Below are 22,233 nucleotides of genomic sequence, written 5' to 3' on the forward strand. Positions count from 1 at the left end.
CCACGCAGCCTTCCGAACCGAAAGCCAGTGCGCTCTCCTCGGTACTGGCCTACACCGTCTAGGCCAGGTACAGCCCGGCCCCAACCAGCGCAGCCCAGGAGAGGCCTGCGATCAGCAGGACGCGGTCGCGGAAGAGTTCGTGTTCCGGGAGTTCGCCGCGACCGGTGGAGACGAGGAAGCCGTAACGGAGGCGGCCGGTCAGGCCCGGATGCCACCGGCCGGTACTGCTTGCGCGGGTGGCAGCGGTCGTCCGGCGCGTCCCGCACGTCGTTGAACGCGTAGACAGCGATCGAGAGGAGGGTGAACGCCACAGCGGCAACGGCCGCGCGGAGCAGCACATGCGGCTGATCGATCACCCCGGCCGCCGCCGGTGCCGCGAACAACATGGCAGCCTTGTGCCATTGCTGCGGCCGGCTCAACCTCAACAGCGACCAGCCACCAGCGCTTCGCCGTACGACGGCCGGACGGTTCTGGAGCTCGGTCATCGGGCCACGACGTAGAAGAAGTCGCGCTGGTCGTCAACCAGGTAGCGATCCACCGGGGAGGTCATCGATTCGAGCAGGCGCTTGCTGCTGATCGAGCCATCGCCATGCGGATGCTCGATGTCGAAGCTGACCATGGCGGCGTGGATGTCGAGCTCCATGCCCTCCTGGATGCCGGCCTGCTGCATCGCCGCCGCGAGTGTGGCGAGGGTGAGGCCCTGTCCGGCGACGTAGAGCCGACGACAGCAGGACCAGTTGCCCGTCGGTGAGCCGCTGCACCAACGCGTGGACGAGCAGCGCAACCGCCAGCCCGTTCACCACCAGCCCGTCCTCGAAGGACGCCGCCGACATCGATCCGACCGCGATCACAGCCAGGCCGACCGGGTGGTGTGCGGACAGGTGTGCGAGCAGACCCTCGATCTCGCCTGCATGCAGCGTCGCGTCGTACTGCGCGCTGGTGACGTGGTAGCCGAGATCGCGGAGCTCCTCGGCGTTCTGCCAGAGCTGGCCACTCGGGCGGCCGGCGAGGACGACATCGCGCGGTGGCGGACCGAGCAGCTTCTTCAGTACGGCGATCCCGATCTCCGAGGAGCCTCCGACCAGCAGAGCGGTACTGGTCATGACAGGAGGTTCAGTCGCTCGGCGAGAGCGGAGGTGAAACGCCGGTCCGGGTCGAGGCGATCCCGGGTCCGCTGCCAGGTCTTGAGCCGCGGGTACATGTCCGGGATGACAGTGGGGTCCACTGTGGAGTCCTTGGCCAGGTAGACGCGGCCGCCTGCGTCGGCAACCATCGCGTCGATCGAGTGCAGTCTGCTGTCGTCCTGCACCCAGCGTGCGGGCAGGTCGGCCGCCAGTGTCCAGCCGTGAAGAGGAAAGGACAGCGGACCGGCCGTACCGAATCCGAGGTTCTTCAGCGTGGTGAGTGCAGGCGCCATCCGGCTCCCGACCAGGAAGGCGAGCACGCGTCGCAGTACGGCAGTCGCCTCACTTGGGACGGCGAATTGGTACTGGATCAGGCCGCGGCGTCCGAAGGCGGCAGGCCAGGCGTCAACGCGATCCAGCGGGCACAGCGCGGACATGAGTGGGAGCAGGCGTTGGTTGCTCGCGCCGGCGAAGTGCCACCTCGCGGCCGAGGCTGCTGCGATCGTGGGCCCGAAGACCACTCCAGGTCCGGGTAGTGACCGGATGGCTCGACCCGTGGCGAATCGCCGCCGATCGGGTTGTAGTTGGACTGCTGGTGGCAGATCGGCGACCAGGGCCGGGTGCGACTCGTCCACTACGCCACGGCCGAGTCTTGGCCCGGGCGTGTGGGTGTCGAGCCAGGCGACCCCATGCAGGTTGGGATCACCTTCCTGCTGCGTGGCCAGCTCACGCAGTACCTCGATCGTTTCGTCGAGCGAGCGGGTCCTTCTGCGGCGCTGGATCGCCCAGCCCGTCTCCAGGGGCTGGAGCTGGATAGCTGCGCGCAGGATCACACCGGTGAGTCCCATGCCGCCGAGGGTGGCCCAGAAGCCATCGGGGTCGTGGCCGGCCGACAGTTCGGTGGTCGTGCCGTCCGCGTCCAGCAGGGCCAGCCAGAGCACGTGCTGCCCGAATGAGCCGGCACCAGGGTGGTTCTTCCCGTGTACGTCGCTGGCGAGGGCGCCGCCCACCGTGATGCGTGCAGTGCCCGGCAGGACGGGGAGCGACCACCCCAGCGGGAGCACCTGATCCATCAGGTCAGCGAGTACGGCTCCGGCCTCGACCACGATCACGCCGTTGCGCTGGTCGAACGACAGCACCCGGTTGCGCGCGGTCAGGTCCAGGACGATGCCCTGCTCGGACAGCGCCGCGTCACCGTAGCTGCGCCCGGCGCCGCGGACCGTCAACTGGCTGCCGGCCGTGACCACCTCGATCAACTCCTCGTCGGTGGTCGGCCGGCGGACGATACTCCGGCGGCGAGACGATCGGCCCCAGCCAGACAGCGCGACGGTTGGATACTCGGGGGTCATGCGGCGGGCCGGGAGCGTTGCCGAAGGAACTCCAGTCCCACTGGCACGAGCGAGACCACGACGATCACCGCGATGATCGGCAGCAAGTACTGGTCGATACCGGGGATCTGCGAGCCGAGCAGGTGTCCGGCGAGCACGAGCCCGACCGTCCAGACGACGCCACCGGTGACCTGCCAGCGAGCGAAGACCGTGGCATCGATCCGCAGGGCCCCGGCCAGGGGGTTCATCACCGTGCGGACGCCGGGGATGAAACGGGCCAGCACCACGGCCCTGCCCACGCCGTAGGACTCCAGGTGCTCCCTGGACCGTACCGCCGCGCGCTTCAGCCGCGGTCGTTCCACGATGGACGGACCGAGCTTGCGGCCGATCAGGTAGCCGGCCTGGGCCCCGATCACCGCTCCTACGGGCGCAAAGACCAGGGTGAGCGGCAAGGACAGCTGAATGCCGGTGGAGGTCAACAGGCCGGCGGTGAACAGCAGGGAGTCACCAGGCAGGAAGAATCCGATCAGCAGACCGGTCTCGGCGAACATCACCAGCAGTACCGCCCACGGACCCAGCTGGGACAGCAGGCTCTGCGGGTCGAGCAGATTCATCATGTTCCCGACGTTAGGTAGTCGGTGCTGAGAGCAGGCTGAGTGGCGTTGTAGAGGTCAACGTGCTGGTTGACCACGGTCGGCCAGGTCATGGCGGGGTCGGTGAATCTGTTGTGGGACTGCAGTTTCCGGAGCAGCGGACGGTCGGTCAGCAGCTCCGAGGCGACCCGGGCCATCTCCTGGTGACTGTCGACCAGGAAGCCCTCGACTCCGTCACGGACGAACTCGCCGACGCCGCCTGACGCCATCGCGACCACGGCCAGTCCGGCACAACGGGCTTCAAGCGCTGCGACCCCGAAGGACTCGAGTTCAGCGGGAGCCAGGTAGATGTCGGCGGAGGCGTAGAGCTGCTGTATCTCGAAGCGCGTCAGGCGGCCGGGCAGCTCGACCCAGTCGAGGCCTAGACGCGTGGTCGCTCTGACCATCGCGGCTCCCTGAGGACCGGCTCCGACCACCACGCCGCGTACTGGGAGGTCGCCGGGCAGTCTGCGACGAATGTCCTGCAACGTCCCGAGGAGTGCGCCGGGACGCTTCCGCTGGGTCAGCCGCATCGTGCTCACGACGGTCAACGGATGGTCGAGCCGCGGAGGTTGCTGCCAGGGCGCGGGATCAATGCCGTTGTGCAGTACTGCGATCGCCCGGTGCGGCAAGGCCTTGCGCAGGCTTCGCGCCACCACCTCGCTGACGGCGGTCCACCGCACCCGAGGGCCGAAGTCGCGGTCGACCCGGGCGAGTAGCCACGGAAGGAGGACGTCCTCGGATGCCGGCAGGGAGTGGAGCGTGACGATCGCTGGGAGGTCGAGGTCGGCTGCGATCCGGGTCGCGCGCCAGGCGAGCGGGGAGAAGAACGAGGTGTGCGCGTGGACCACGTCGTACTCACCGGATCGGAGTTCGCGGCGGAGCACTTCTGTGGAGGTGGGGATGCCCGCGAGGGAGGGCATGCGCAGTACGGGGACGTCGTTGACCGGCGAGGGGGCGGCGGTGGAGGTGAAGACGGTGACGGCGTGACCTGACCGGCGGAACTGGACCGCGAGATCGTGCACGTGCAACTCGATCCCACCCAGCCGCGGCAGATAGACGTCGGTGACGAGCGCGACCCTCACGCCGCCACCGCCCGCTTGCGGTTCACCAGCAACCAGAGCGCCAGGGTCACTCCCCCGACAGGGATCTCCAGCAGATACGTGAAACCGCGGAACAACATCATCCCCGCAGTCACGGCGGTCGGCTCACCACCCAGAGCCACCAGCGCCGCGACAGTACCCACCTCGACGACACCCACGCCACCCGGCGTGATCGGGATGAGCGTCAGCAACCGCTCGATGGCCAGCCCGGTGATCAGCACTGGTGGACTCAGCGAGGTCCCCAGCAACTGAAAGCACAACCCGAGAAGGGCAAGCTGCAGCAGCAGGTAGGCGACCATTCCCGCCGTCATAGACAGCCACCCACCCCGGACCACCCGCAGAACCGATTCACGCAACGCGGGCAGAGATCGTTCCAACTCAGGTCGTTTCCTGATCACACCGGCGACACGGTCGAGGCCGCGACCTGCCGCGGTCGCGGAGTTCGCGCCGGCCAGGAACCAGACGACAGCGACCAGGGCGGCCAGGACCGGGACCAGCAGCAGGCCGGTGCGCCCCACGGGCAGTGCGATCGCCGTGTGGGCGATGGGGGCGAGGGCCAGAGCTACAGCGACAACGCCCAGTTTTGCTACGACGTTGACGAGAGTGGTGACCGCCAAGAAGCCACCGAAAGCGGTCGAGCTGAAGCCCCAGCGGCGGGTCATGGCGAAGTTGAGGCCAGTCCCTGCGGCACCACCCAAGGGCAAGACGTTTGCGACGGCGCTGCCGGTAAGGCTCAGCGTCAGCCCGCGGCGTTTGGTGAGTCCGGGCAGCGAGGCGGCCAGCACGAACGAATGCGCCCAGAGGCCGGCGATCCAGACCAGCGCCAGTACGGCGATGGCGGGCAGCGAGAGGCGACCGAGAAGTGCGCCGACTGTCACCCAACTGGTGCCGACCGCTCGTGGTAGTAACGCGACCAGAGCCACGGTGAAGGTGCCGGTCAGCACCGAGGTGATCGTGCGCCGGGTTCTGCCAGCTGTCCTCATCCGGGATCCTGTTCCGCGTTCGACCTGTGTCGCCTCATCGTGGAAGGAGGTCGCTGAGAGGGCCCTGAGAGCAGTTCGGTCCGGTGGAATCCACGTGCCATCGTGGTTGGATGCCCTACACCTTGGTGTCTTTCCACGCGCATCCGGATGATGAGGCGTTGCTGATGGGCGGTACTCTCGCGCGCGCCGCCGCCGAGGGGCACCGCGTCGTGCTCGCCGTGGCGACGGACGGTGAAGCCGGCGCCGCGTCAACGGAGTACCGGTCGAACCTCGCGGCCCATCGCCGTGACGAGCTCGACCGATCCGCCGATGCCCTCGGGTGCGCACGCGTTGTGCGCTTCGGTTTCCGGGACTCCGGCTGGTCCCGCTCAACCGCCCCGGCACTCGGCACCTTCAGCGCGCTACCTGTGATCGAGGCGGCGGCGCCACTGGCCGAGCTGCTTGTCGAGGAGAAGGCCGACGCCCTCACCGTCTACGATCCGGCGGGCGGCTACGGTCACCCCGACCATCAGCAGGTCCACACGGCCGGGCTCTATGCCGCTCGCCTGGCCGCCACTCCCTTGGTGCTGGAGGCAACGATCGACCGCACCATGATCCGCCGTCTGATCCGGCTGGTCGAAACCCTGCCCGGCATCCTGCCCGACATCCACGCCGCCGACTTCGCGGGCGCCTACACGGCCCGCGAGTACCTCACCCACCGGGTCGACGTCCGCGCGTACGCCGACGCCAAGCGCCGCTCGTTCGAGGCGCACGCGAGCCAGGCGAGCTCCGACGACGACGCCCGCACCCTCGCGCTGCTCCTCAGGCTGCCACCCTGGCTCTTCCGCCGGATCCTCGGCCACGAATGGTTCGTCGAGCGCGGCCGCTCCCCGCACAGACTCGCCGACGACCTCTTCGCGACCCTCAGACAACGCTGACTCCATCCGCTCTCGGGGTCACTCAGCGGATTCTCAGCGAACCGGGGACAGACTGGGAACATGCGGGTGCTGATGGTGGAGGACGAGGTGCGGCTGGCCGACACGGTACGGCGCGGGCTCACCGACGCCGGGTTCGTGGTCGAGCTCGTGGACAACGGCGAGGACGCCGTCTGGGCCGCGACCGAGAACAGCTACGACGTGATCGTGCTCGACATCATGCTGCCCCGGCTGAACGGCTACAAGGTGCTCGAACAGCTACGCGAGCGTGGAGTCTGGACACCGGTACTGATGCTCACCGCGAAAGACGGCGAATACGACCAGACCGACGCGTTCGATCTCGGCGCCGACGACTATCTGACCAAACCGTTCAGCTTCCTCGTCCTGGTCGCCCGGCTCAGGGCCCTGATCCGGCGCGGCGGACCCGAGCGCCCGGTGGTCCTCGTGGCCGGCGACCTGACGCTCGACCCGGCCCGGCGCCGGGTCGAGCGCGCCGGGCAGGAGGTGACATTGACTCCACGGGAGTACGGCCTGCTGGAGTTCCTGATGCGGCACCGCGGCGACACGGTCAGCAAGATGGAGATCCTCGAGAGCGTCTGGGATCCCGCCTTCGACGGCGACCCGAACGTGGTCGAGGTCTACATCCGCTACCTCCGGCTGAAACTGGACGCCCCCTTCGGCCGGCACGCGATCGAAACGGTCCGCGGCATGGGGTACCGACTCGACAGCGATGGCGGCTGAATGACCACGATGCAAGAAGAAACGAAACTGAGCACCCGCCGGTACGCCGTACCGGTGGCGAGCGCCGTGGTTGCGGTGGCCGGGACCGTCGGAGTGATCGGGCTCGCCGACGCGGCGACCGAGTCAGACGGCCTCGCCGCCTTCGACCCCGAGTTCGCCGCAGATGCGGTAGCCAGCCGGACTCCTGTGCTGACGGCTCTGGCTCGAGCACTCACCTTCATCGGCGACGTACCCGTGCTCGTGATCCTCATGCTCATTGCGGCGCTGCTGCTGTGGCGCTGGACTCACAGCCTGCGGGCGCCTGCGTTGCTGTTGTTCGCCATGGCCGGCTCGGCGGCCGTCACCTGGCTGGCGCTGGTCACGCTGGTGGCCTACTTCAGCCGACAGCAGCCGGAGCAGCGACAGGAAGCTTGACCACGAAGCGCGCGCCGCCCAGCGCCGACTCACTGATCTCGACGGTACCGCCGTGACCTCGGACGACCTCGTCCACGATCGCCAGTCCGAGTCCAGAGCCACCGCTGCCACGATCTCGGCTCGCGTCCAACCGGACGAACCGCTCGAACACCCGGGACCGCTCCTGCTCGGGGATACCGTCCCCGTCGTCTTCCACCGTCACCGTCGCGGTTCCGCCCTCTTCGGCCAAGGTGAACCGCACTCTTCCGTGAGCCGCCAGTACGGCGTTGTCGGCCAGATTGCGGAGCACCTGGCTGAGCTTGTCCGGGTCACCCGTGACTCGGACGGCCGGTACGACGCCCTCAACGGACGGCCCACCCGCAGTACGCAGGCGACGGAGCTCGACGTCGACCAGATCATCGAGGTCTACGTCGGTCCGCAGGATCTGCAGCCCGGTGTCGTCTGCCTTGGCGAGCAGGAGGAGATCCTCGACGAGCCGCCGCATCCGCTCGGTCTCCGCTTGCATCACCTGGTGCAGCTCGGGCGCGGCCTGGCCGGACTCGTCCGCGACGATCACGTCCAGGGCCGCCATCAGGCTGGCAATCGGCGAACGGAGTTCGTGGCTCGCATCCGCGACGAACCGTCGCTGCGTCTCCTGCCCCGCCTGCAACCGGTCGAGCATCTCGTTCATGGTCACCGCCAGCTTGGCGATCTCGTCGTCGGTGGCCGGCACGGGAACCCGCTCCGCGAGTTGCTCGACGCCGATTCCGTGCACCCTCGACCTGATTCGTTCAACTGGCCGTAGCGCCCTGCCGACGAGCATCCAGGTCGCGACGCCGACGAGCGCGAGCAACACCGGGAAGCCGACCAGCAGGTAGGTCGTCACGGTGGTCACGGTGTCTCGCTGGGTCTCCACCGACGACGCTACGACGACCGTGTACGGGGCACCCTGGAACTCGGTGCCACGGGCAATGATCAGGTAGGGGTGGTCGTCGTCGAGCAACGGCATCTCGCCGACCTCGTCGCGCACGGTCTGCCCGGAGTCCGGCCTGGCATCGGTCAGCGGAGCACCGGCGCCGCGGGGCGACGAGCTCGCCACCACCTTGTTCTGCGCGTTCACCACCTGGATCAGCTGCGACACGCGCGTGTTCTCGACCAACTCCTGAGCCAGCCCGCTCTGGCCCTCCTCCTGCACCTGGTTCGCCACGTCGAAGGCACGCGATTCAGCCTGGTCGGCGACGCTCGTGATCAGGGTTCGCTGCAACAACAGCAACAGAATCGCCGCACCGACTGCCAGCGCGGCGGCGACCACCAACAACGCAGCTCCAGTCGAGCGTGCCCTCACTCCGGACCTGCGAATGAACGCCGGCATTCTCATCGGGCACACCTCCTTCTGCTGCTTCCGAGCCGCGCGAAGTCACCTCACGTCATAGTGCCACCAGCAACCACCGATCAGCGCAGTTGGAAGCCGCGGATGCGGAGGGCTTCGCGCAGGTGTTCGCGGCCGTTCAGACCGGCGATACTGCCGAAGCGGGTGGCGACTCGTTGCACCCAGCTCTGGGGCAGGCCGGCGGCGGAGTAGTAGCTGTTGAGCAACTCCTCATAGGTGTCCACGTGGACCGCTTGCGGCTCGAGTTCGTAGTGCTCGTGATGGAGGACCGCCTGTTGCGGCAGGCGCGGCTTGACGGTCGTCTCGTCGAGCCGATTTGGGTGGCCGACCACCAGTCCGAAGACAGGAAACACGTTCGGCGGCAGATCGAGCTCCGCGGCCACCTCCAGCGGCCGGTTCCGGATCGCTCCGACGAACACCGTCCCCAATCCGAGCGACTCGGCGGCCAGCGACGCGTTCTGCGCCGCGAGGGCGACATCGACGAAACCCAGAAGCGCGCTCTCGACGAAGTCCGCGCCCTCCGCGGTGGCGAGGCCGATCTCCTCGGTCACGTGTCGCGCCCGGGCGAGGTCGGCAAGCCAGACCAGCAGCAGTGGCGCCTGGACGATGAACTGCTGATCACCGGCGAGCTGGGCGAGCCGTGTACGTCGTCCTTCGTCGCGAACCGCGACAACGCTCCACAGCTGGAGGTTGCCCGAGGTCGGCGCCGACTGCGCCGCGGCGACCAACGCCGTCAACGTTTCGTCGGAGACCGGGTCGGACCGGTAACTGCGTACCGACCTGTGCGCCAGCTGGTTCGCCAGTACCTCGGTCCATCGAGCCGGCAGGTCGAACGGCGCCTCCGATCCATAGCGCAATCGATAGGAAGTTTCCGGGGATACGGTCATGGCGTCTCCTGAAATCGGCCTGAGTAGTGGTCGAGATGTGGCGGATGGCGCTCAGGCACGCTGACCGGTGCTGTGGATCCCGTGCTGGTCGATGAGTGCGAGCTCCTCCTCGGTCAGGGGTGGAAAGTCCAGCGCGGCGAGGTTGTGGTCGAGCTGGCTGGTCGAGCTCGCTCCGATCAACGCGGTGGTGACCTGCGGCTGGCGCAGTACCCACTGGAGGGCGAGCTGAGCCAGGGACTGGCCGCGCTGCCGGGCGATCTCGTTGAGCGCGGTCGCCCGCTCGCGGTACAAGTCGTCGATCTGATCGGGCGAGAGAAAGCTGCTGTTCGCGGCTCGAGCACTCGCCGGGATGGTTCCGTCCAGGTACTTGTCGGTCAGCAGGCCCTGAGCCAAGGGGCTGTAGGCAACGAGTCCGAAGCCGTCCTCGGCCGCCAACTTGAGCAGCCCGGTGTTCTCGGGCCCGCGGTCGAAGATCGAGTACCGCGGCTGGTGCACCAACAGAGGCACCCCGGCCCCGCGCAGCAGCTCGGCCACGTCGTGCGCGCGCTCGGTCGGATAGTTGGACACGCCGACGTACAGCGCCTTGCCCTGCTGGACCGCGCTCACCAGCCCGCCGACCGTCTCCTCCACCGGGGTGGAGAGGTCAGGTCGGTGGTGGTAGAAGATGTCGACGTAGTCGGTGCCGAGGTCGCGCAGGCTGTGCTCGAGTGAGACCAGCAGCGACTTGCGCGAACCACCTTTCAGGTAAGGGCTCGGGCCGATCGGGTTGCCGGCCTTGGTCGTCAGGATCAGCTCATCGCGATAGGGCGCCAGGTCCGAGCGCAGTACACGTCCGAAGACCTTCTCCGCGCCGCGGTGCGGAGGACCGTACCGATTGGCGTTGTCGAAGTGCGTGACGCCCAGGTCGAAGGCGTGCAGCAGGATCTCGCGCTGCGTCTCGAACGGGTAGTCGGTGCCGAACTTCTGCCACAGCCCCAGCGACAACGCAGGCAGGTCGAGCCCGGAGTTCCCGGCCCGCCGATACTCCAACCGCTGGTACCGGTCGTCAGCGGCGCGGTAGGCAGCCTCGAAGGTCATCGGCCCTCATTTACCCTAGTGATCTGATAGACATTTCAACCGTACGGCGAACTCCGCCGCCGCCGTCTCGCATCTCGCCATCCGGGCGCCACGAGTCGGCGACTGCGTGGCGTGGGACGACGATCTGATGACTGGCGGACACAGCCAATTCGGGGACGCGTCGATCCAGCCGCGATCCAGGCAAGGCTGGGCAGCGACGGGTCCCCCGATTCAGCCGGCTTGGCGCCGTTGGTGGTCGGTCAGATAGGGAAATGGGTTGCCGGATGCTCGTGCGCCCGACGCCAGCCAGGCAGCGACTCCCTCCGGAGATCGCTGATGGAGCTCGTCGAGGTACTTCTGCCGCTGTTCGACGATGGACAGGCGCTCCACCGCCGACCGAGCCTCCTCCAGCAGGAGGAAGCTCCGGCGCCACGCCAGGCACAAGGCGTCATCGTCGAGAGACTTGAGCTCCCGCACCGGTTCCGCCGCAGAACTGTTCAGGGAGGGCTGGCCCGACGGTTCAGAGAGGTCAGGTATCGCCGACTGCGGCTCTACTCCGGCAAGCTTGTCCCCGGCGAGCCGTCGAGCCCGGACGAGCGACGTGAGAGCAGGCGTGGTCCCAACCAGCATCAGCACGACCAGGACGCCGGCCAGCTTGCAGACCACGACCAGGCCCACAGCCGCCGGTACGATCAGCCCGGCGGCGAACGCCAAACGAGCGATCCTGCGCACCGCGTGCCGCCCCTCCTCTGCCCAGATGGAGGTGGCGATGATGGCCGCCGACACTCCGACAAAGATCACGCTGGTGAGAGCCCACTGCAGACCCCAGGTGGTGATCACACAGAAGAGTCCGGCCGCGGTGGCCAGGTAGATGCACCATGACCGGACGCGTCGGCTCATGCCGCGATCGGGATCAGTCCCATCAGTGCCATCTGACCGCGTCGTCTCACTCATGTTCTCAGTCCCCTGCTTCGAGCCCAGAGCGCCAGGATGCATCGAACCGGCAGCCTCTGGCCTCCTCCGTGCGGGGTGAAACCGCGTAGAAAGTCGGCCAGGAGGTCCGCCCGTTACTGTCCTGACGATTGCGGGATCAGGGCTTCGTGCTGTTCGATGCCGGCGGGGAGGCCGAACGCGGCGACGTGGTGGGCTCCGACGAAGGCGTTGCTCGCTACGATCCTGCCGTTCTCGATCGTCAGGACGTCGACGACCAATGCCTCGTACTGATCGGTGCCGGGGCGACGGAGATAGCAGATCAGGGCGGGCCGGCCGTTGGCAGCGGACGGGAACGTGCGCCAGTCCAGGGGCCTGCTCAGGAATTCGGCCGCGGCGTCGATCCCGGCGACTGGCGGGTCCGGCGGCATGGTGATGCGTACGTCTTCGGCCAGCAACTCCCGGAAGCTCGTGGGATCGGTAGCCGCGGCATAGCGACGGAGGATTTCCTCGTCCTCGCTGGTCAGCACCGGCCTGCGCCAGTCACGGGAATCACCTGGCGCATAGTGACGAAGGGTCTTCCGGGCGCGCTGGATCAGACTGTTCACCGCGGGCACCTCGAGGCCGAGACCGTCGGCGATCTCGGCCGGTGTCCAGCCGGAGACGTCACGCAGTACGAACGCCGCCCGCTGCCGTGGCGGCAGATACATCAGCGCGGCGATCAGCGCGAGATCGACGGTCTCCCGTGCCACCAGGTCCGATACCGGGTCCTCGCCCAGCAGCGAGTCGGGATAGGGGCCGATATCGGTGCACCACTCCATCGGGTCACCGACTGGCACTGTCCGTCGCGCCGCAGCCTTGCGGGTATCGAGGTAGACATTGGTGGCGATCCGGTAGAGCCAGGTCCTGATCGATGCCCTCCCCTCGTACTGCGTACGGGAGCGCCAGCCGCGCAGGAAGGTCTCCTGGACCAGGTCGTCCGCGTCCGCGACGTTCCCGGCGAGCCGGTAGCAGTGCGCATGCAACGGACGCCGGTGCTCCTCGAACGCGTCCCGGAACCACACCTCGTCCGCAGTGCTCGTCATGGGTTCAGGTCCTCCCGGATCATGGTGGTCGTCACCGTACCTACGCCGTACCGGACGCCGTCGCGAAGAAAGTGCGATGACGATTCGCCGGGTCGCTCGTCGATATTCATAACACCCAGCGAGCCTGCACTGGCTCAGACCGACGAGGAGAACCCAATGACTGGAGCGACCGCATCGCCGCCGATCGTCGACCGTGAGACCTGGAGCCGTGAACGCCAAGCCCTCCTCGTCCGGGAGAAGGCCCACACCCGTGAGGGAGACGCGATCGCGGCGGCTCGGCGCCGGCTACCGATGGCAGAGGTCGACGCCTCGGCCACGCTGGTCGGCCGGAACGGGCCAGTATCGTTCCTGGACGTTTTCGACGGCCGCGACCAACTCATCGCCTACAAGCACATGTGGCACCGCGGCGCGGGAATCGAAGGCCAGTGCGAGGGCTGCACCGCGAGCATCGTCGACGTGCACGACGTCAGCTACCTGAACCATCGCGGCGTCTCCTTCGCGGTCTTCTGCGAGGGGCCGTGGCAGGAGATCGCGCCGTTCCGCGAATTCATGGGCTACACCTTGCCGTGGTACTCGATGCTCGGGGTCGAAGATCGCGGCGTCGGCGCCGGGCTCCTCGACGAACCGGGCTATATCGCCTGCTACCTGCGCGACGGCGACCGGGTGTTCCTCACCAACGAGACGATCGGTCGCGGCGTCGAAACGACGATGCTGCAGGCCCACCTGCTCGATCTGACGGTCTACGGCCGCCAGGAAGACTGGGAGGACTCGCCGGCGGGCTGGCCGCAGGATCGGACCGGCACCTGGTGGAAGAAGGACGGCCGCCCCGTCCCGCAATGGACCAGACCGGGCGCCGCACCGTACGACGAATCCACCGGCGCACCAGGCGGACACTGCTGCGAATGAGGTACGTCGAGCAGATAACCCTCGGGAGGTAGTGGACCCTGGGTCAGCCGGGTTGGCGGCGTTGACGGTCGGTCAGATAGGGAAGTGGGTTGCCGGATGCTCGTGCGCCCGACGCCAGCCAGGCAGCGACTCCCTCCGGAGATCGCTGATGGAGCTCGTCGAGGTACTTCTGCCGCTGTTCGACGATGGACAGGCGCTCCACCGCCGACCGGGCCTCCTCCAGCAGGAGGAAGCTCCGGCGCCACGCCAGGCACAAGGCGTCATCGTCGAGAGACTTGAGCTCCCGCACCGGTTCCGCCGCAGACCTGTTCAGGGAGGGCTGGCCCCACGGTGCGGGCAGGTCAGGTGTAGCCGACTCCGGCTGTACTACGGGAAGACCGTCCCGGGCGAGCCGTCGAGCCCGGACGAGCGACGTGAGAGCGGGCGTGGTCCCAACCAGCATCAGCACGACCAGGACGCCGGCCAGCTTGCAGACCACGACCAGGCCCACAGCCGCCGTTGCGATCAGCCCGGCGGCGAACGCCAAACGAGCGATCCTGGGCACCGCGTGCCGCCCCTCCTCTGCCCAGACCGTGGCGGCGACAAGAGCCGTCGACACCCCGACAAGGATCATGCTGGTGAGAGCCCACTGCAGACCCCAGGTGGTGATCACGCAGAAGAGTCCGGCCGCGGTGGCCAGGTAGATGCACCATGACCGGACGCGTCGGCTCATGCCGCGGGAGGTATCGGGATCAGTTCCATCAGTGCCATCTGACCGCGTCGTCTCACTCATGTTCTCAGTCCCCTGCTTCGAGCCCAGAGCGCCAGAATGCACCGAACCGGCGGCCTCTGGCCTCACCCATCCGGGATGAAACCGGCCAGCCTCGGCCAGCGCCATGCTGCCTCCAGACGTTCTAAGAGGTTGGGGCTGTGGCTGCATGATCGAGTTCCGAAGCCAGGACTCGTAGGTCCCAGGCGGCGGTGCCGCGCCAGTTGAGCTTGAAGGCCGCAGCCATCAGCTCGTCGGGGTCGAAGGTGTGTCCTGCTCGGCGCAGCTCGAGGAGCCCGTCGGTCACCAGGGACCGATCGCAGGGGTGCGTCAGGCCGGTACCGCTGTTGATCAGGTCGGTGAAGGTCTCCATGGCTGCCCAGACGTCGGGATCATCGACGACTCGGTCCGGCACGGGGATGGCCGCGCCCGCGAGCCGCTCGGGCCGGAACGCGCTGATCCAGGCCTTCAGGCCGGGGCGCGCGCCAACCACCACGATGGCTGTCGCCTGCCTGATCTCCTCCGCTTCCGCCAAGGACTTCAGATCCGGCGTACAGATGACAACCGGGCCGGGGACGACGCGGACCGTCCCCATGCTCAGATTCACCCTGTCCCAGTGCCCCTGAGCCCGGGCGAGCGCCCATCCGAGAGCGGCGACGACACCATCTGCGAGACGGACCGAGGAGGCCACGTAGCCGCGATCGAGGTGGCGCACCTCTTCGATCATCATCAGCCGCTCGCTCACTTGCTCTCGTCGTTTCCCGGTTCAGGCTCGACGGCGATCCATTCGGTCGATGCCGAAGGTGTCGGGTCCGGTACTCGGCGAATTTCGGCGACTTCGATGCCCAGGGCCCGGAGTCGTGACAGCAGGCCACAGAGGGCCGACTCGTCCGGGATGCCGTAGAGGATGGTGTTCACCTGATCGACCGCCAGTGTCACGGCGCCCAGATCTCGAAGGTCTTGTTCCGGTACGGCGCCCGCCACGCGCAGCTCGTACGTCGCATCGACCATCGAACCCACCCCGTCCCAACCTGTGCGTCGACGGTCGCAAGGACGACGTGACGCGGCTTCATCCCTGCGGGGTGAACTGCCGGTCTCGATCCGGGCCGGCTGGACCTGTCGAGGTCGCGCCGTCTCGAAACGTCCGGTTATCGGATGGGAATGCTGGTCTTAATGGCGCATCCGTGGTGTCGTCTTAGTGCGGCTTCACTGTGGCCCCTCCCCGAAGCGATCGGTGTCGCCGCATCGCTAGGAGGGCATGTGCCAGGCGATCCGCAAGTCAGAGGAGTGGCACCAGAGCGTAGTCAACCGTGGGTACCGGTCGAAGAAGGTCAGCTGAGATCCGCAGCCCGGATCTCGCCGATCCCACCAGGAACAGTGTTGCGGCGACGTCTTCTCGAGCGTGTCAGTCAGGGGGTTCAGCGGCCGCTCACCGTGGTCAGTGCGCCGGCGGGCTTCGGCAAGACGATGCTGCTGGAGTCGTGGGAAGCGCTGTCCAAGGGCCCGGACATGATCAGCTGGATCGCGCTGAACGCCACCACCGATCAGCCTGCGGCCCTGCTGGAATCCGTCGTCGACGGCCTGCATCGCAGGAGCGCAACCCTGTCCGACGAACCGGTGCTGTTCGCACTCGAAGACCAACCAGGACAACCGACTCCCACGCATCTGGCCGTGGTCGAGCAGCAGCTGCTGGTCCTAGTGGTCGACTGCGGCGATCTCACGGTCACCCCTGCGTTCGGGCAGACCCTCCATCGCCTCGTCCACGGCAACGCAGGACGAGTTCGGATCGTGCTCCTGACGAGATCGGACCCACCTGTCCCCCTGCACCTCTACCGGCTGGCGGGCACCGTTGCCGAGATTCGCGCCGCCGATCTGGTCTTCACGACGGAAGAGGCCGGCGAGCTGATGCGGCTGCAGAACCTCGACCTGGCACCCACGGATCTCGCAGTGCTCCTGGAGCGGACCGACGGCTGGCCCGCGGGTCTGATGTTCGCAGCCTTGACCCTGGCCGGGAAGACCGACCCGGCACGGGCCATCCGGGAATTCCGCGGCGATACCGGGAACGTCTCGGCCTACCTGATGTCCGAGGTCCTCGACGCACAGCCGACGGCGCTGCGGGAGTTCCTGCTCCGGACCTGCATCGTGGACGAGGTCCGACCGGCCCTGGCCAAAGCGCTGACAGGGCGCCCCTGTGACCGTCGGTCGCTGGAATTCATCGCCCACGGCAACTCTTTCATCCAACCCGTTCCCGGGACCGATGAGTCCTACAGTTACCAGTCGCTGTTCCGCGAGTTCCTCCGCGCCCAACTGTTGTTCGAGCGGCCCACACTCGCCCTGGCCCTGCACCACACCGCAGCCACCTGGTTCGCGCAGAACGGTCAGCGGCTCGAGGCGATCCAGCACGCCATCACGGCTCGACGGTGGTGCGATGCAGCCCGCTACCTGGTGGAAGATCTCGACTTCGCGGGACTCCTGGTCGGGCGCCAACGCCGGCTGCTGACAACGTTGTTCGCCGGCCTGCCCGATGACCTGGACGGCGCCGACGCCGCGATCGTGAGAGCGACCAGCGCGCTCGCCGAGTTCGACGTCGCCCGCTCGACGTCGGAGCTCCGCAGAGCACGCGACTGGCTGGACCATGACGTCTCCACCCCGGCCCGGGCATCCGAGCTCGCGATCACGGTGCTGCAGGCGGTCTGCGCGAGCCTCGGAACGGACGTCGACGCCGGGCTGGACGCCGTACTGGCTGCCGAGGCCGCGCTGCGGGCAGCATCCGGGGAACCAGTCATCGCTCGCCCGGACCTGAGGCTGCTCATGGCCGGGTGCAAAGGCCGTGTCCTGCTGCAGCGCGGAGACTTCCCGGCCGCGCTGGCGGCCTTCACCGAAGGCGTCGCCATTGCCGAAACGGTGGGGGTGCACGAGGCGCTGGCCGACTTCCTGGGGATGTCCGCCCTGGTGGAGGCGGTCTGGGGACACCTTCGACGAGCGGCCGAGCTCGCCGCGCACGCGACCGCACTGGCGGAATCAGGCGCGCAGCCCGACGAGCCGCAGTCGGCCATCGTGGCGCAGGCCTGGATCAGTACCGACCGGGGTGAGCTGACCGAGGCCCAGGATCTGGTGCATCGCGCCGCTGAAGCAGCGCCGACCCACGACGCCCACGTCCTCGCCGCCGCTCTGGCTCTGATCCGGGCCAGACTGCTCCGGAGCGGAGGCGAGACCGAGCTCGCCGGTGCCGAACTGCGGGCCGCGAGCAACAGTTACGGCACCCAGCACGACGGCTGGCTCAACCAGTCCCTGATCGTCGACGAGGCCAAGACGCTGGTCGCGCAGCATCTGCCCCGCGAGGCCATCAAGGTGATCGAGCACTCCCCAGGACGCGAACAGGCCGGATCGCTCCTGGTACTGCGGCGAGCTGCCATCGAGGCCGGCGATCGAAAGCCCCCGCTGCCCCGTGCTGCCACGCACCGCACTATCCCGCTCGAAACGCAAGTGGACAGCTGGCTGGTCCAAGCCGCGGAATCACTCAGGACCGGCGACGCCGGCCGCGGCGGGCTCTGCCTGGAGCGTGCCCTACGGCTGGCTGCCCCCGAGCAACTGCGCCGTCCGTTCACAGAGGCGGCGCCGTCGGTTCAACGGCTGCTCCAGCCCACTGGTGAGCTGATGACGCGGCACCCATGGCTCCGCGCACCAGATCACCTGCGCGCCCACGACCGAGCGATCGGAAGCTCAGGTCATCAGCCGGGCCATGCGCCGGCCGACGTGGCTCGGGTTGTCCCCCTCACCTGCAAGGAGCATGAGGTCCTGGAGTACCTGGCCGATCTGCTGACCACCGAGGAGATCGCCACCACCATGTACGTCTCGGTCAACACAGTCCGCAGCCATGTGCGGAGCATCCTTCGCAAACTGGGCGCATCACGCCGCAACGAGGCCGTCCGCCGGGCGTGGGAGCTCGGGCTCCTGCCCGCACGCCAACAGATCTGACGCAGCGCTCAGACACGACCGGTGCCGGCGATGCGTTGCCGCCGCCCCTGTCCGCCGTCCTGGACAACGCCGAGGACCTCGAGGCAGTCGAAGCCGGCCATAGCCTTGCCAGGAGGGTTCGCACCGAACCTGCTGCCACTGTGTCCATGACCGCTGACGAGAACGGAGCTGTTTGTGAGTGAGAGTGCCGAGCCCATCCTGTCCGACGACGTGGCGCAAGCTCTGGCCGAAGGTCGTGCGGTCGTCGCGCTGGAGTCGACCATCTTCTCGACTCTCGGGCTGCCCGCCCCCGCGAACGCCGATGCACTCGAACTCTGCAAGCAAGCAGTCCTCGACCAGCGCGCCACACCGGCCGTGGCCGCGATCCTCGACGGCCGGCCGCACGTCGGTCTCTCGTCAGGCGAAGAGAAGCGAGTGCTGCAGGGCACGCGGAAGGTCGCAGAACGCGATCTGTCGGTGGCGCAAGCTCAAGGATGGGATGTCGGCGTCACCACTGTCTCGGCCACGGTCGCTCTGGCCCACGCGGCGGGCATCTCGGTCTTCGCCACCGGCGGCATCGGAGGCGTCCACCGCGGATCAGAACTCAGCGGGGACATCTCGGCTGACCTCGACGCCATCGCCAACCACCCGGTCATCACCGTCTGCGCCGGCGCCAAGGCGTTCCTCGACCTGCCGCGAACACTCGAGTACCTCGAGACCGTCGGCGTCCCGGTCCTCGGCTGGCAGCACGACTGGTTCCCGGCCTTCTACACGCGGTCGAGTGGTTTGCCGATTCCTCACCGGGTCGACGACGAGCGAGTGGTCTGCGACGTTCTCCGCTTCCGCGCACGGCCGGCCACCGGAGTCCTGCTGACCGTACCGATCCCCGTCGACGACGAGATCCCGGAGTCGCGAATCAACGCCGTACTCACCGCCGCGTTGGACTCGAGCGCTCGTGCCGGAGTCACCGGTCCAGCCGTCACGCCGTACGTCCTCGAACGGATCGAGAAGGAAACAGACGGGCAGAGCGTCCCAGCGAACCTCGCGCTAGCCCGGAACAACGCCGCCATCGCAGCGCGGGTGGCCGTCGCACTCGCGTCCCACGCCGTCTGACGCATGCGTTCGCGCCGGCGACGGTGTGGCCTTGTGTACGGCGACCGGTCCCCTTGCGGGTGATCGTGTAGCCGGACGCCACGACGGCCGTTCGGCAGCTGGGTCGGGACCTCTGTCCATAGCGAGCCCGGTGACGTCATCGCAGGCTTGAGACAGGAGGAGGTGGGGTCTGATGAGACTGAAGACAAGAGATGTCTTTGCGAGCATTCTGCTCGTCCTGGTCGCCATTCCGTACGTCGGCTACCTCGTCAACGGTGAGATGCCCTTCGTCAAGGATGCAAGGGGAATGTCGGCCGTCGGCCTGGTCCTCGCCACTGTGGCATTCCTGGTGGTGTGGCGCGGCGACCGTCAGAACAAGGTCTGGTGGTTCACTGCTCTGGTCACGACGTCCCTGGCACTTGGAGTAGTGGCTCTGGCTCTCGCAGAGACGGCCGCGGCGGAGGCGATGCTGGGCGTCTTCATGGCCTCGATCCTGGTCGTCTGGACCGTCGAAATGATCGATCGCGCGATCAATGGGGACGGTCTGAGATCCGCCACGTCACCACGACACGCCGAACACGTCAGCTCCTCTCCACCCGGACGGTGAGACGCAAACCTTCCATCGACATCGAGCGACCGGCGAGCACCCCATGGTCCTGCGAGTTCAGGACCAAGCGCCCTGCCGCACCCGTGGGCCGAAGGAGATGCTCGAGATGTGGACAGGCGGGCGCACCTCGCGGTCGCCGACGAAAGAACGCAAGGGAGATCTCTGATGACCAGGAAGATACTCGTGGTCTATGCCACCAAGGCGGGCGCGACCGCAGGCATCGCCACTGCTATCGGCGCCGAGCTCCGCAGGGGCGGGCACGAGGTCGATGTCTGCGAGGCCAGTGGGGCCGGCCCCATCGCCAAGTACGAAGCGGTCATCGTCGGAAGCGCGATCTACATGAGGCGTTGGCGGCCGGAGGCGGTCGACTTCCTCCGCATGCACGTCCACGAACTGCGGGACCGCCAGGTGTGGTTGTTCCACAGTGGCCCGGTCGGACCGGACAAGGACCAGGCTCAGGCGATGCCGCGGAAGGTCGCACGGCTTGCCCGGAAGATCGGCGCGGCTCCCGCGACCACGTTCGCCGGACGACTCGAACCGGAGACCGCGAAGGGCTTCCTCGCCAAGCGCATCGCCCAGGGCAACCTGGCCGCGGATTCCCGCGAGTGGTTGCGGATCGCTGACTGGGCGAACGACATCAGCAGTGCGATCTCAGCGGTCGAACACACTCCCTAGCACCGCCCTCTGATGCCCTACTGCTTCCTTGACCGTGGGATGGAGACCAGGGTCCAGGCGATGGCGAAGTGCGGCGACGATCGAGAGGTGGCATTGCAATGACGAACAGGTCCGTGGTGGTAGCCATCGACGGCTCGGCGACCGCCGAGCGAGCGATCAGCTGGGCGGCTGCTGAAGCCGCGTCGCTGGGGACTCCGCTGCGCCTCGTCCATGCCTTCGCCTGGCCGTTGGCCGCGGTACCGCGGCGCCGAGGGGAGATCGACCCCGCCCTGGTCGAGGTCGCGGACCAGGTGATCAGTCGATCCCGCGAGATCGCGCAGGAGCTCGAGCCGGACCTGGACGTCGAGGCCGGCCGGATACCAGGCTTCCTGACGCCTGTGATGATCGAGGAGTCCCGGCACGCGCAGCTGCTGGTGATCGGCAGCAGAGGGCTGACCGGAGCGCTCGGGACTATGACCTGCTCGACAGCGCTCGATCTCGCCGCCGCCGCCTACTGCCCGATCGTTGTGATCCGCCCCGACCACGGCCGTCGTACCGGCGGTCCCGTGGTTGTCGGCCATGACGGCTCCCCCGCCAGTACCGCGGCGTTGGCGCTGGGCACGGACTATGCGGAGCGGCATCACGCAGTACGACGGGTCGTCAACGACTGCAGGCCTGCCGAGGAACTGCTACGGCAATCCATCGAAGCACAACTGATCGTCCTCGGCGCACGTGGCTGCGGTGGTTTCGAGGGACAACTGCTCGGCTCCGTGAGCCAGACGGTGTTGCATCAGGCGAGCTGCCCGGTGGCCGTCATACCCCCTGCGGCGATCAATCGGCAGCTACCTGTCGGCGGACCACAGCCACTGGGCATCTTGAGTGCCGCAGCAGACTTTGGCTGACGGATCCGAGCAGCAGGCCGGTCACCCCGCCGCGTCCGCGTGAGCCGACGACCAGGAGCGACGTGTCATCGGTCAGCTCGGCCAGCGCCGTGGCTGGGCGGCCTTCGATGATCCTGGTACGCACCGCCACCCCCGGGTACTTGTCCGCGTAGGTACCGATGTTCTCGACCAACCAGTCCTGCAGCAGCGCGCGCATCTCCGTGATCGGGGCGTCATGCCGCTCCTGCGGCTGCCAGCAGTAGGCCACAGTCAGCGGTGCGTCGGAGCGAGCCGCCTGCTCGAAGGCAAAGGCGACCGCATCCTCGGAGTCCGCGGAACCATCCATACCGACCAGGATCGGGCCGTTCCTCGCTTCACCGCGGACGACTACCACCGGGCAGGGCGCCTTGGCGGTCACGGTGCTGGCGACGGATCCCAGTACCGCTGCCGTCAGCTTGCTGTCGAACTTCGTGCCGACAACCACCATCTGAGCGTCGGCCGCTTCGGTGAGGATCGCGTCGACCGGACCCGCGTGCACCAGCCAGCCGGATCCCGCCTGGTAGCCGAGCCGGTCGCGGACGAATTCGACCGCCGCATCCAGCTCCGCCTGGTACTGATCGACGGGTGGCTCGGGGATGGATCCCTCGGCAGTCGCGGGCCATTCGCTCGCCTGGTTCAGGTACGCACGCACTACTCGTACTGCGAGCCCTCCGGTCCGTGCCGCCTCGACGGCCCAGCGCAGCGCGATCTGGCTCTCCGATGTCCCGTCGACACCCACCACGACGCGCTTCGACGACTCCTGCATCACGTCAGCTCCCTCAT

At 67.7% G+C, this 22,233-nt stretch carries 23 protein-coding genes; 9 read left to right on the forward strand and 14 right to left on the reverse strand.

Annotated elements, in window-relative coordinates; translation table 11 throughout:
* Positions 1 to 518: 518 nt before the first annotated feature.
* The 5 genes from EV644_RS15045 to EV644_RS15065 are packed head-to-tail and all read right to left on the reverse strand — an operon-like array spanning position 519 to position 5,170.
* Positions 519 to 1,103 carry an SDR family oxidoreductase gene (locus tag EV644_RS15045; protein WP_132188861.1) on the reverse strand — a complete coding sequence of 195 codons (585 nt, stop codon included), beginning with the start codon at positions 1,101 to 1,103 and terminating at the stop codon, positions 519 to 521.
* Positions 1,100 to 2,473, reverse strand: coding sequence for an FAD-binding oxidoreductase (locus EV644_RS15050; RefSeq protein WP_132188862.1), 1,374 nt, complete (start codon positions 2,471 to 2,473; stop codon positions 1,100 to 1,102). Before EV644_RS15050 ends, EV644_RS15045 begins: the two co-directional genes overlap by 4 nt.
* Complete coding sequence (locus tag EV644_RS15055) at positions 2,470 to 3,069, reverse strand: DedA family protein (RefSeq protein WP_241998162.1); 600 nt, start codon at positions 3,067 to 3,069, stop codon at positions 2,470 to 2,472. Before EV644_RS15055 ends, EV644_RS15050 begins: the two co-directional genes overlap by 4 nt.
* The gene (locus EV644_RS15060) at positions 3,066 to 4,169 is read right to left on the reverse strand and encodes a glycosyltransferase family 4 protein (protein ID WP_132188863.1); all 1,104 of its coding nucleotides are present in this window, start codon (positions 4,167 to 4,169) and stop codon (positions 3,066 to 3,068) included. Before EV644_RS15060 ends, EV644_RS15055 begins: the two co-directional genes overlap by 4 nt.
* Entirely contained in the window at positions 4,166 to 5,170 is a 1,005-nt protein-coding gene (locus EV644_RS15065) for a lysylphosphatidylglycerol synthase domain-containing protein (protein WP_132188864.1), read from the reverse strand. The genes EV644_RS15060 and EV644_RS15065 overlap by 4 nt, the downstream gene beginning before the upstream one ends.
* A gap of 110 nt (positions 5,171 to 5,280) precedes the next feature.
* On the opposite strand from EV644_RS15065, the gene EV644_RS15070 reads away from it, so the two are divergent.
* The 3 genes from EV644_RS15070 to EV644_RS15080 are packed head-to-tail and all read left to right on the forward strand — an operon-like array spanning position 5,281 to position 7,239.
* Positions 5,281 to 6,087, forward strand: a complete 807-nt coding sequence (locus EV644_RS15070; RefSeq protein WP_132188865.1) for a PIG-L deacetylase family protein — start codon at positions 5,281 to 5,283, stop codon at positions 6,085 to 6,087.
* 60 nt (positions 6,088 to 6,147) lie between these two features.
* Positions 6,148 to 6,825 carry a response regulator transcription factor gene (locus tag EV644_RS15075; protein ID WP_132188866.1) on the forward strand — a complete coding sequence of 226 codons (678 nt, stop codon included), beginning with the start codon at positions 6,148 to 6,150 and terminating at the stop codon, positions 6,823 to 6,825.
* A 9-nt stretch (positions 6,826 to 6,834) separates the two neighbouring features.
* Entirely contained in the window at positions 6,835 to 7,239 is a 405-nt protein-coding gene (locus EV644_RS15080; RefSeq protein ID WP_132188867.1) for a hypothetical protein, read from the forward strand.
* Here EV644_RS15080 and EV644_RS15085 read toward each other — a convergent pair.
* The 5 genes from EV644_RS15085 to EV644_RS15105 form a co-directional block, all read right to left on the reverse strand.
* Entirely contained in the window at positions 7,202 to 8,596 is a 1,395-nt protein-coding gene (locus EV644_RS15085; RefSeq protein WP_132188868.1) for a sensor histidine kinase, read from the reverse strand. The genes EV644_RS15080 and EV644_RS15085 overlap by 38 nt on opposite strands.
* Positions 8,597 to 8,670: 74 nt before the next feature.
* Entirely contained in the window at positions 8,671 to 9,495 is an 825-nt protein-coding gene (locus EV644_RS15090) for an NADPH-dependent oxidoreductase (protein ID WP_132188869.1), read from the reverse strand.
* A 51-nt stretch (positions 9,496 to 9,546) separates the two neighbouring features.
* On the reverse strand, positions 9,547 to 10,572 hold the full coding sequence (locus EV644_RS15095; RefSeq protein ID WP_132188870.1) for an aldo/keto reductase: 1,026 nt from the start codon (positions 10,570 to 10,572) through the stop codon (positions 9,547 to 9,549).
* Between the two features lie 210 nt (positions 10,573 to 10,782).
* The gene (locus tag EV644_RS15100; protein ID WP_132188871.1) at positions 10,783 to 11,451 is read right to left on the reverse strand and encodes a hypothetical protein; all 669 of its coding nucleotides are present in this window, start codon (positions 11,449 to 11,451) and stop codon (positions 10,783 to 10,785) included.
* Positions 11,452 to 11,618: 167 nt separating this feature from the next.
* Complete coding sequence (locus tag EV644_RS15105) at positions 11,619 to 12,566, reverse strand: RNA polymerase subunit sigma-70 (protein ID WP_132188872.1); 948 nt, start codon at positions 12,564 to 12,566, stop codon at positions 11,619 to 11,621.
* Positions 12,567 to 12,722: 156 nt separating this feature from the next.
* Between EV644_RS15105 and EV644_RS15110 the strand changes: the two genes are divergently transcribed.
* Positions 12,723 to 13,472, forward strand: coding sequence for a DUF899 family protein (locus EV644_RS15110; RefSeq protein WP_132188873.1), 750 nt, complete (start codon positions 12,723 to 12,725; stop codon positions 13,470 to 13,472).
* 43 nt (positions 13,473 to 13,515) lie between these two features.
* Here EV644_RS15110 and EV644_RS15115 read toward each other — a convergent pair whose 3' ends face one another.
* The 3 genes from EV644_RS15115 to EV644_RS15125 form a co-directional block, all read right to left on the reverse strand.
* Positions 13,516 to 14,184, reverse strand: coding sequence for a hypothetical protein (locus tag EV644_RS15115; RefSeq protein WP_132188874.1), 669 nt, complete (start codon positions 14,182 to 14,184; stop codon positions 13,516 to 13,518).
* 181 nt (positions 14,185 to 14,365) lie between these two features.
* Entirely contained in the window at positions 14,366 to 14,965 is a 600-nt protein-coding gene (locus EV644_RS15120) for a DUF1889 family protein (protein ID WP_132188875.1), read from the reverse strand.
* Positions 14,962 to 15,231, reverse strand: coding sequence for a DUF8691 family protein (locus EV644_RS15125; RefSeq protein ID WP_132188876.1), 270 nt, complete (start codon positions 15,229 to 15,231; stop codon positions 14,962 to 14,964). The genes EV644_RS15120 and EV644_RS15125 overlap by 4 nt, the downstream gene beginning before the upstream one ends.
* 423 nt (positions 15,232 to 15,654) lie before the next feature.
* Between EV644_RS15125 and EV644_RS15130 the strand changes: the two genes are divergently transcribed.
* From EV644_RS15130 to EV644_RS45310, 5 genes are all read left to right on the forward strand, one after another.
* Positions 15,655 to 18,198, forward strand: coding sequence for a winged helix-turn-helix domain-containing protein (locus EV644_RS15130; RefSeq protein WP_158292831.1), 2,544 nt, complete (start codon positions 15,655 to 15,657; stop codon positions 18,196 to 18,198).
* Between the two features lie 174 nt (positions 18,199 to 18,372).
* Positions 18,373 to 19,290 carry a pseudouridine-5'-phosphate glycosidase gene (locus EV644_RS15135; protein ID WP_241998164.1) on the forward strand — a complete coding sequence of 306 codons (918 nt, stop codon included), beginning with the start codon at positions 18,373 to 18,375 and terminating at the stop codon, positions 19,288 to 19,290.
* 172 nt (positions 19,291 to 19,462) lie between these two features.
* A complete protein-coding gene (locus tag EV644_RS15140; protein ID WP_132188879.1) occupies positions 19,463 to 19,876 on the forward strand; it encodes a hypothetical protein in 414 nt (137 codons plus the stop codon).
* A 165-nt stretch (positions 19,877 to 20,041) separates the two neighbouring features.
* Positions 20,042 to 20,551 carry a flavodoxin domain-containing protein gene (locus EV644_RS15145; protein ID WP_199239819.1) on the forward strand — a complete coding sequence of 170 codons (510 nt, stop codon included), beginning with the start codon at positions 20,042 to 20,044 and terminating at the stop codon, positions 20,549 to 20,551.
* A 98-nt stretch (positions 20,552 to 20,649) separates the two neighbouring features.
* Positions 20,650 to 21,432 carry a universal stress protein gene (locus EV644_RS45310; RefSeq protein ID WP_132188880.1) on the forward strand — a complete coding sequence of 261 codons (783 nt, stop codon included), beginning with the start codon at positions 20,650 to 20,652 and terminating at the stop codon, positions 21,430 to 21,432.
* Here the strand turns inward: EV644_RS45310 and EV644_RS15155 are convergent.
* Positions 21,362 to 22,216 carry a universal stress protein gene (locus tag EV644_RS15155; protein WP_132188881.1) on the reverse strand — a complete coding sequence of 285 codons (855 nt, stop codon included), beginning with the start codon at positions 22,214 to 22,216 and terminating at the stop codon, positions 21,362 to 21,364. The two genes, EV644_RS45310 and EV644_RS15155, sit on opposite strands and share 71 nt — an antisense overlap.
* Positions 22,217 to 22,233 lie beyond the last annotated feature (17 nt).

The organism is Kribbella orskensis, assembly GCF_004342085.1.
GTDB lineage: Bacteria > Actinomycetota > Actinomycetes > Propionibacteriales > Kribbellaceae > Kribbella > Kribbella orskensis.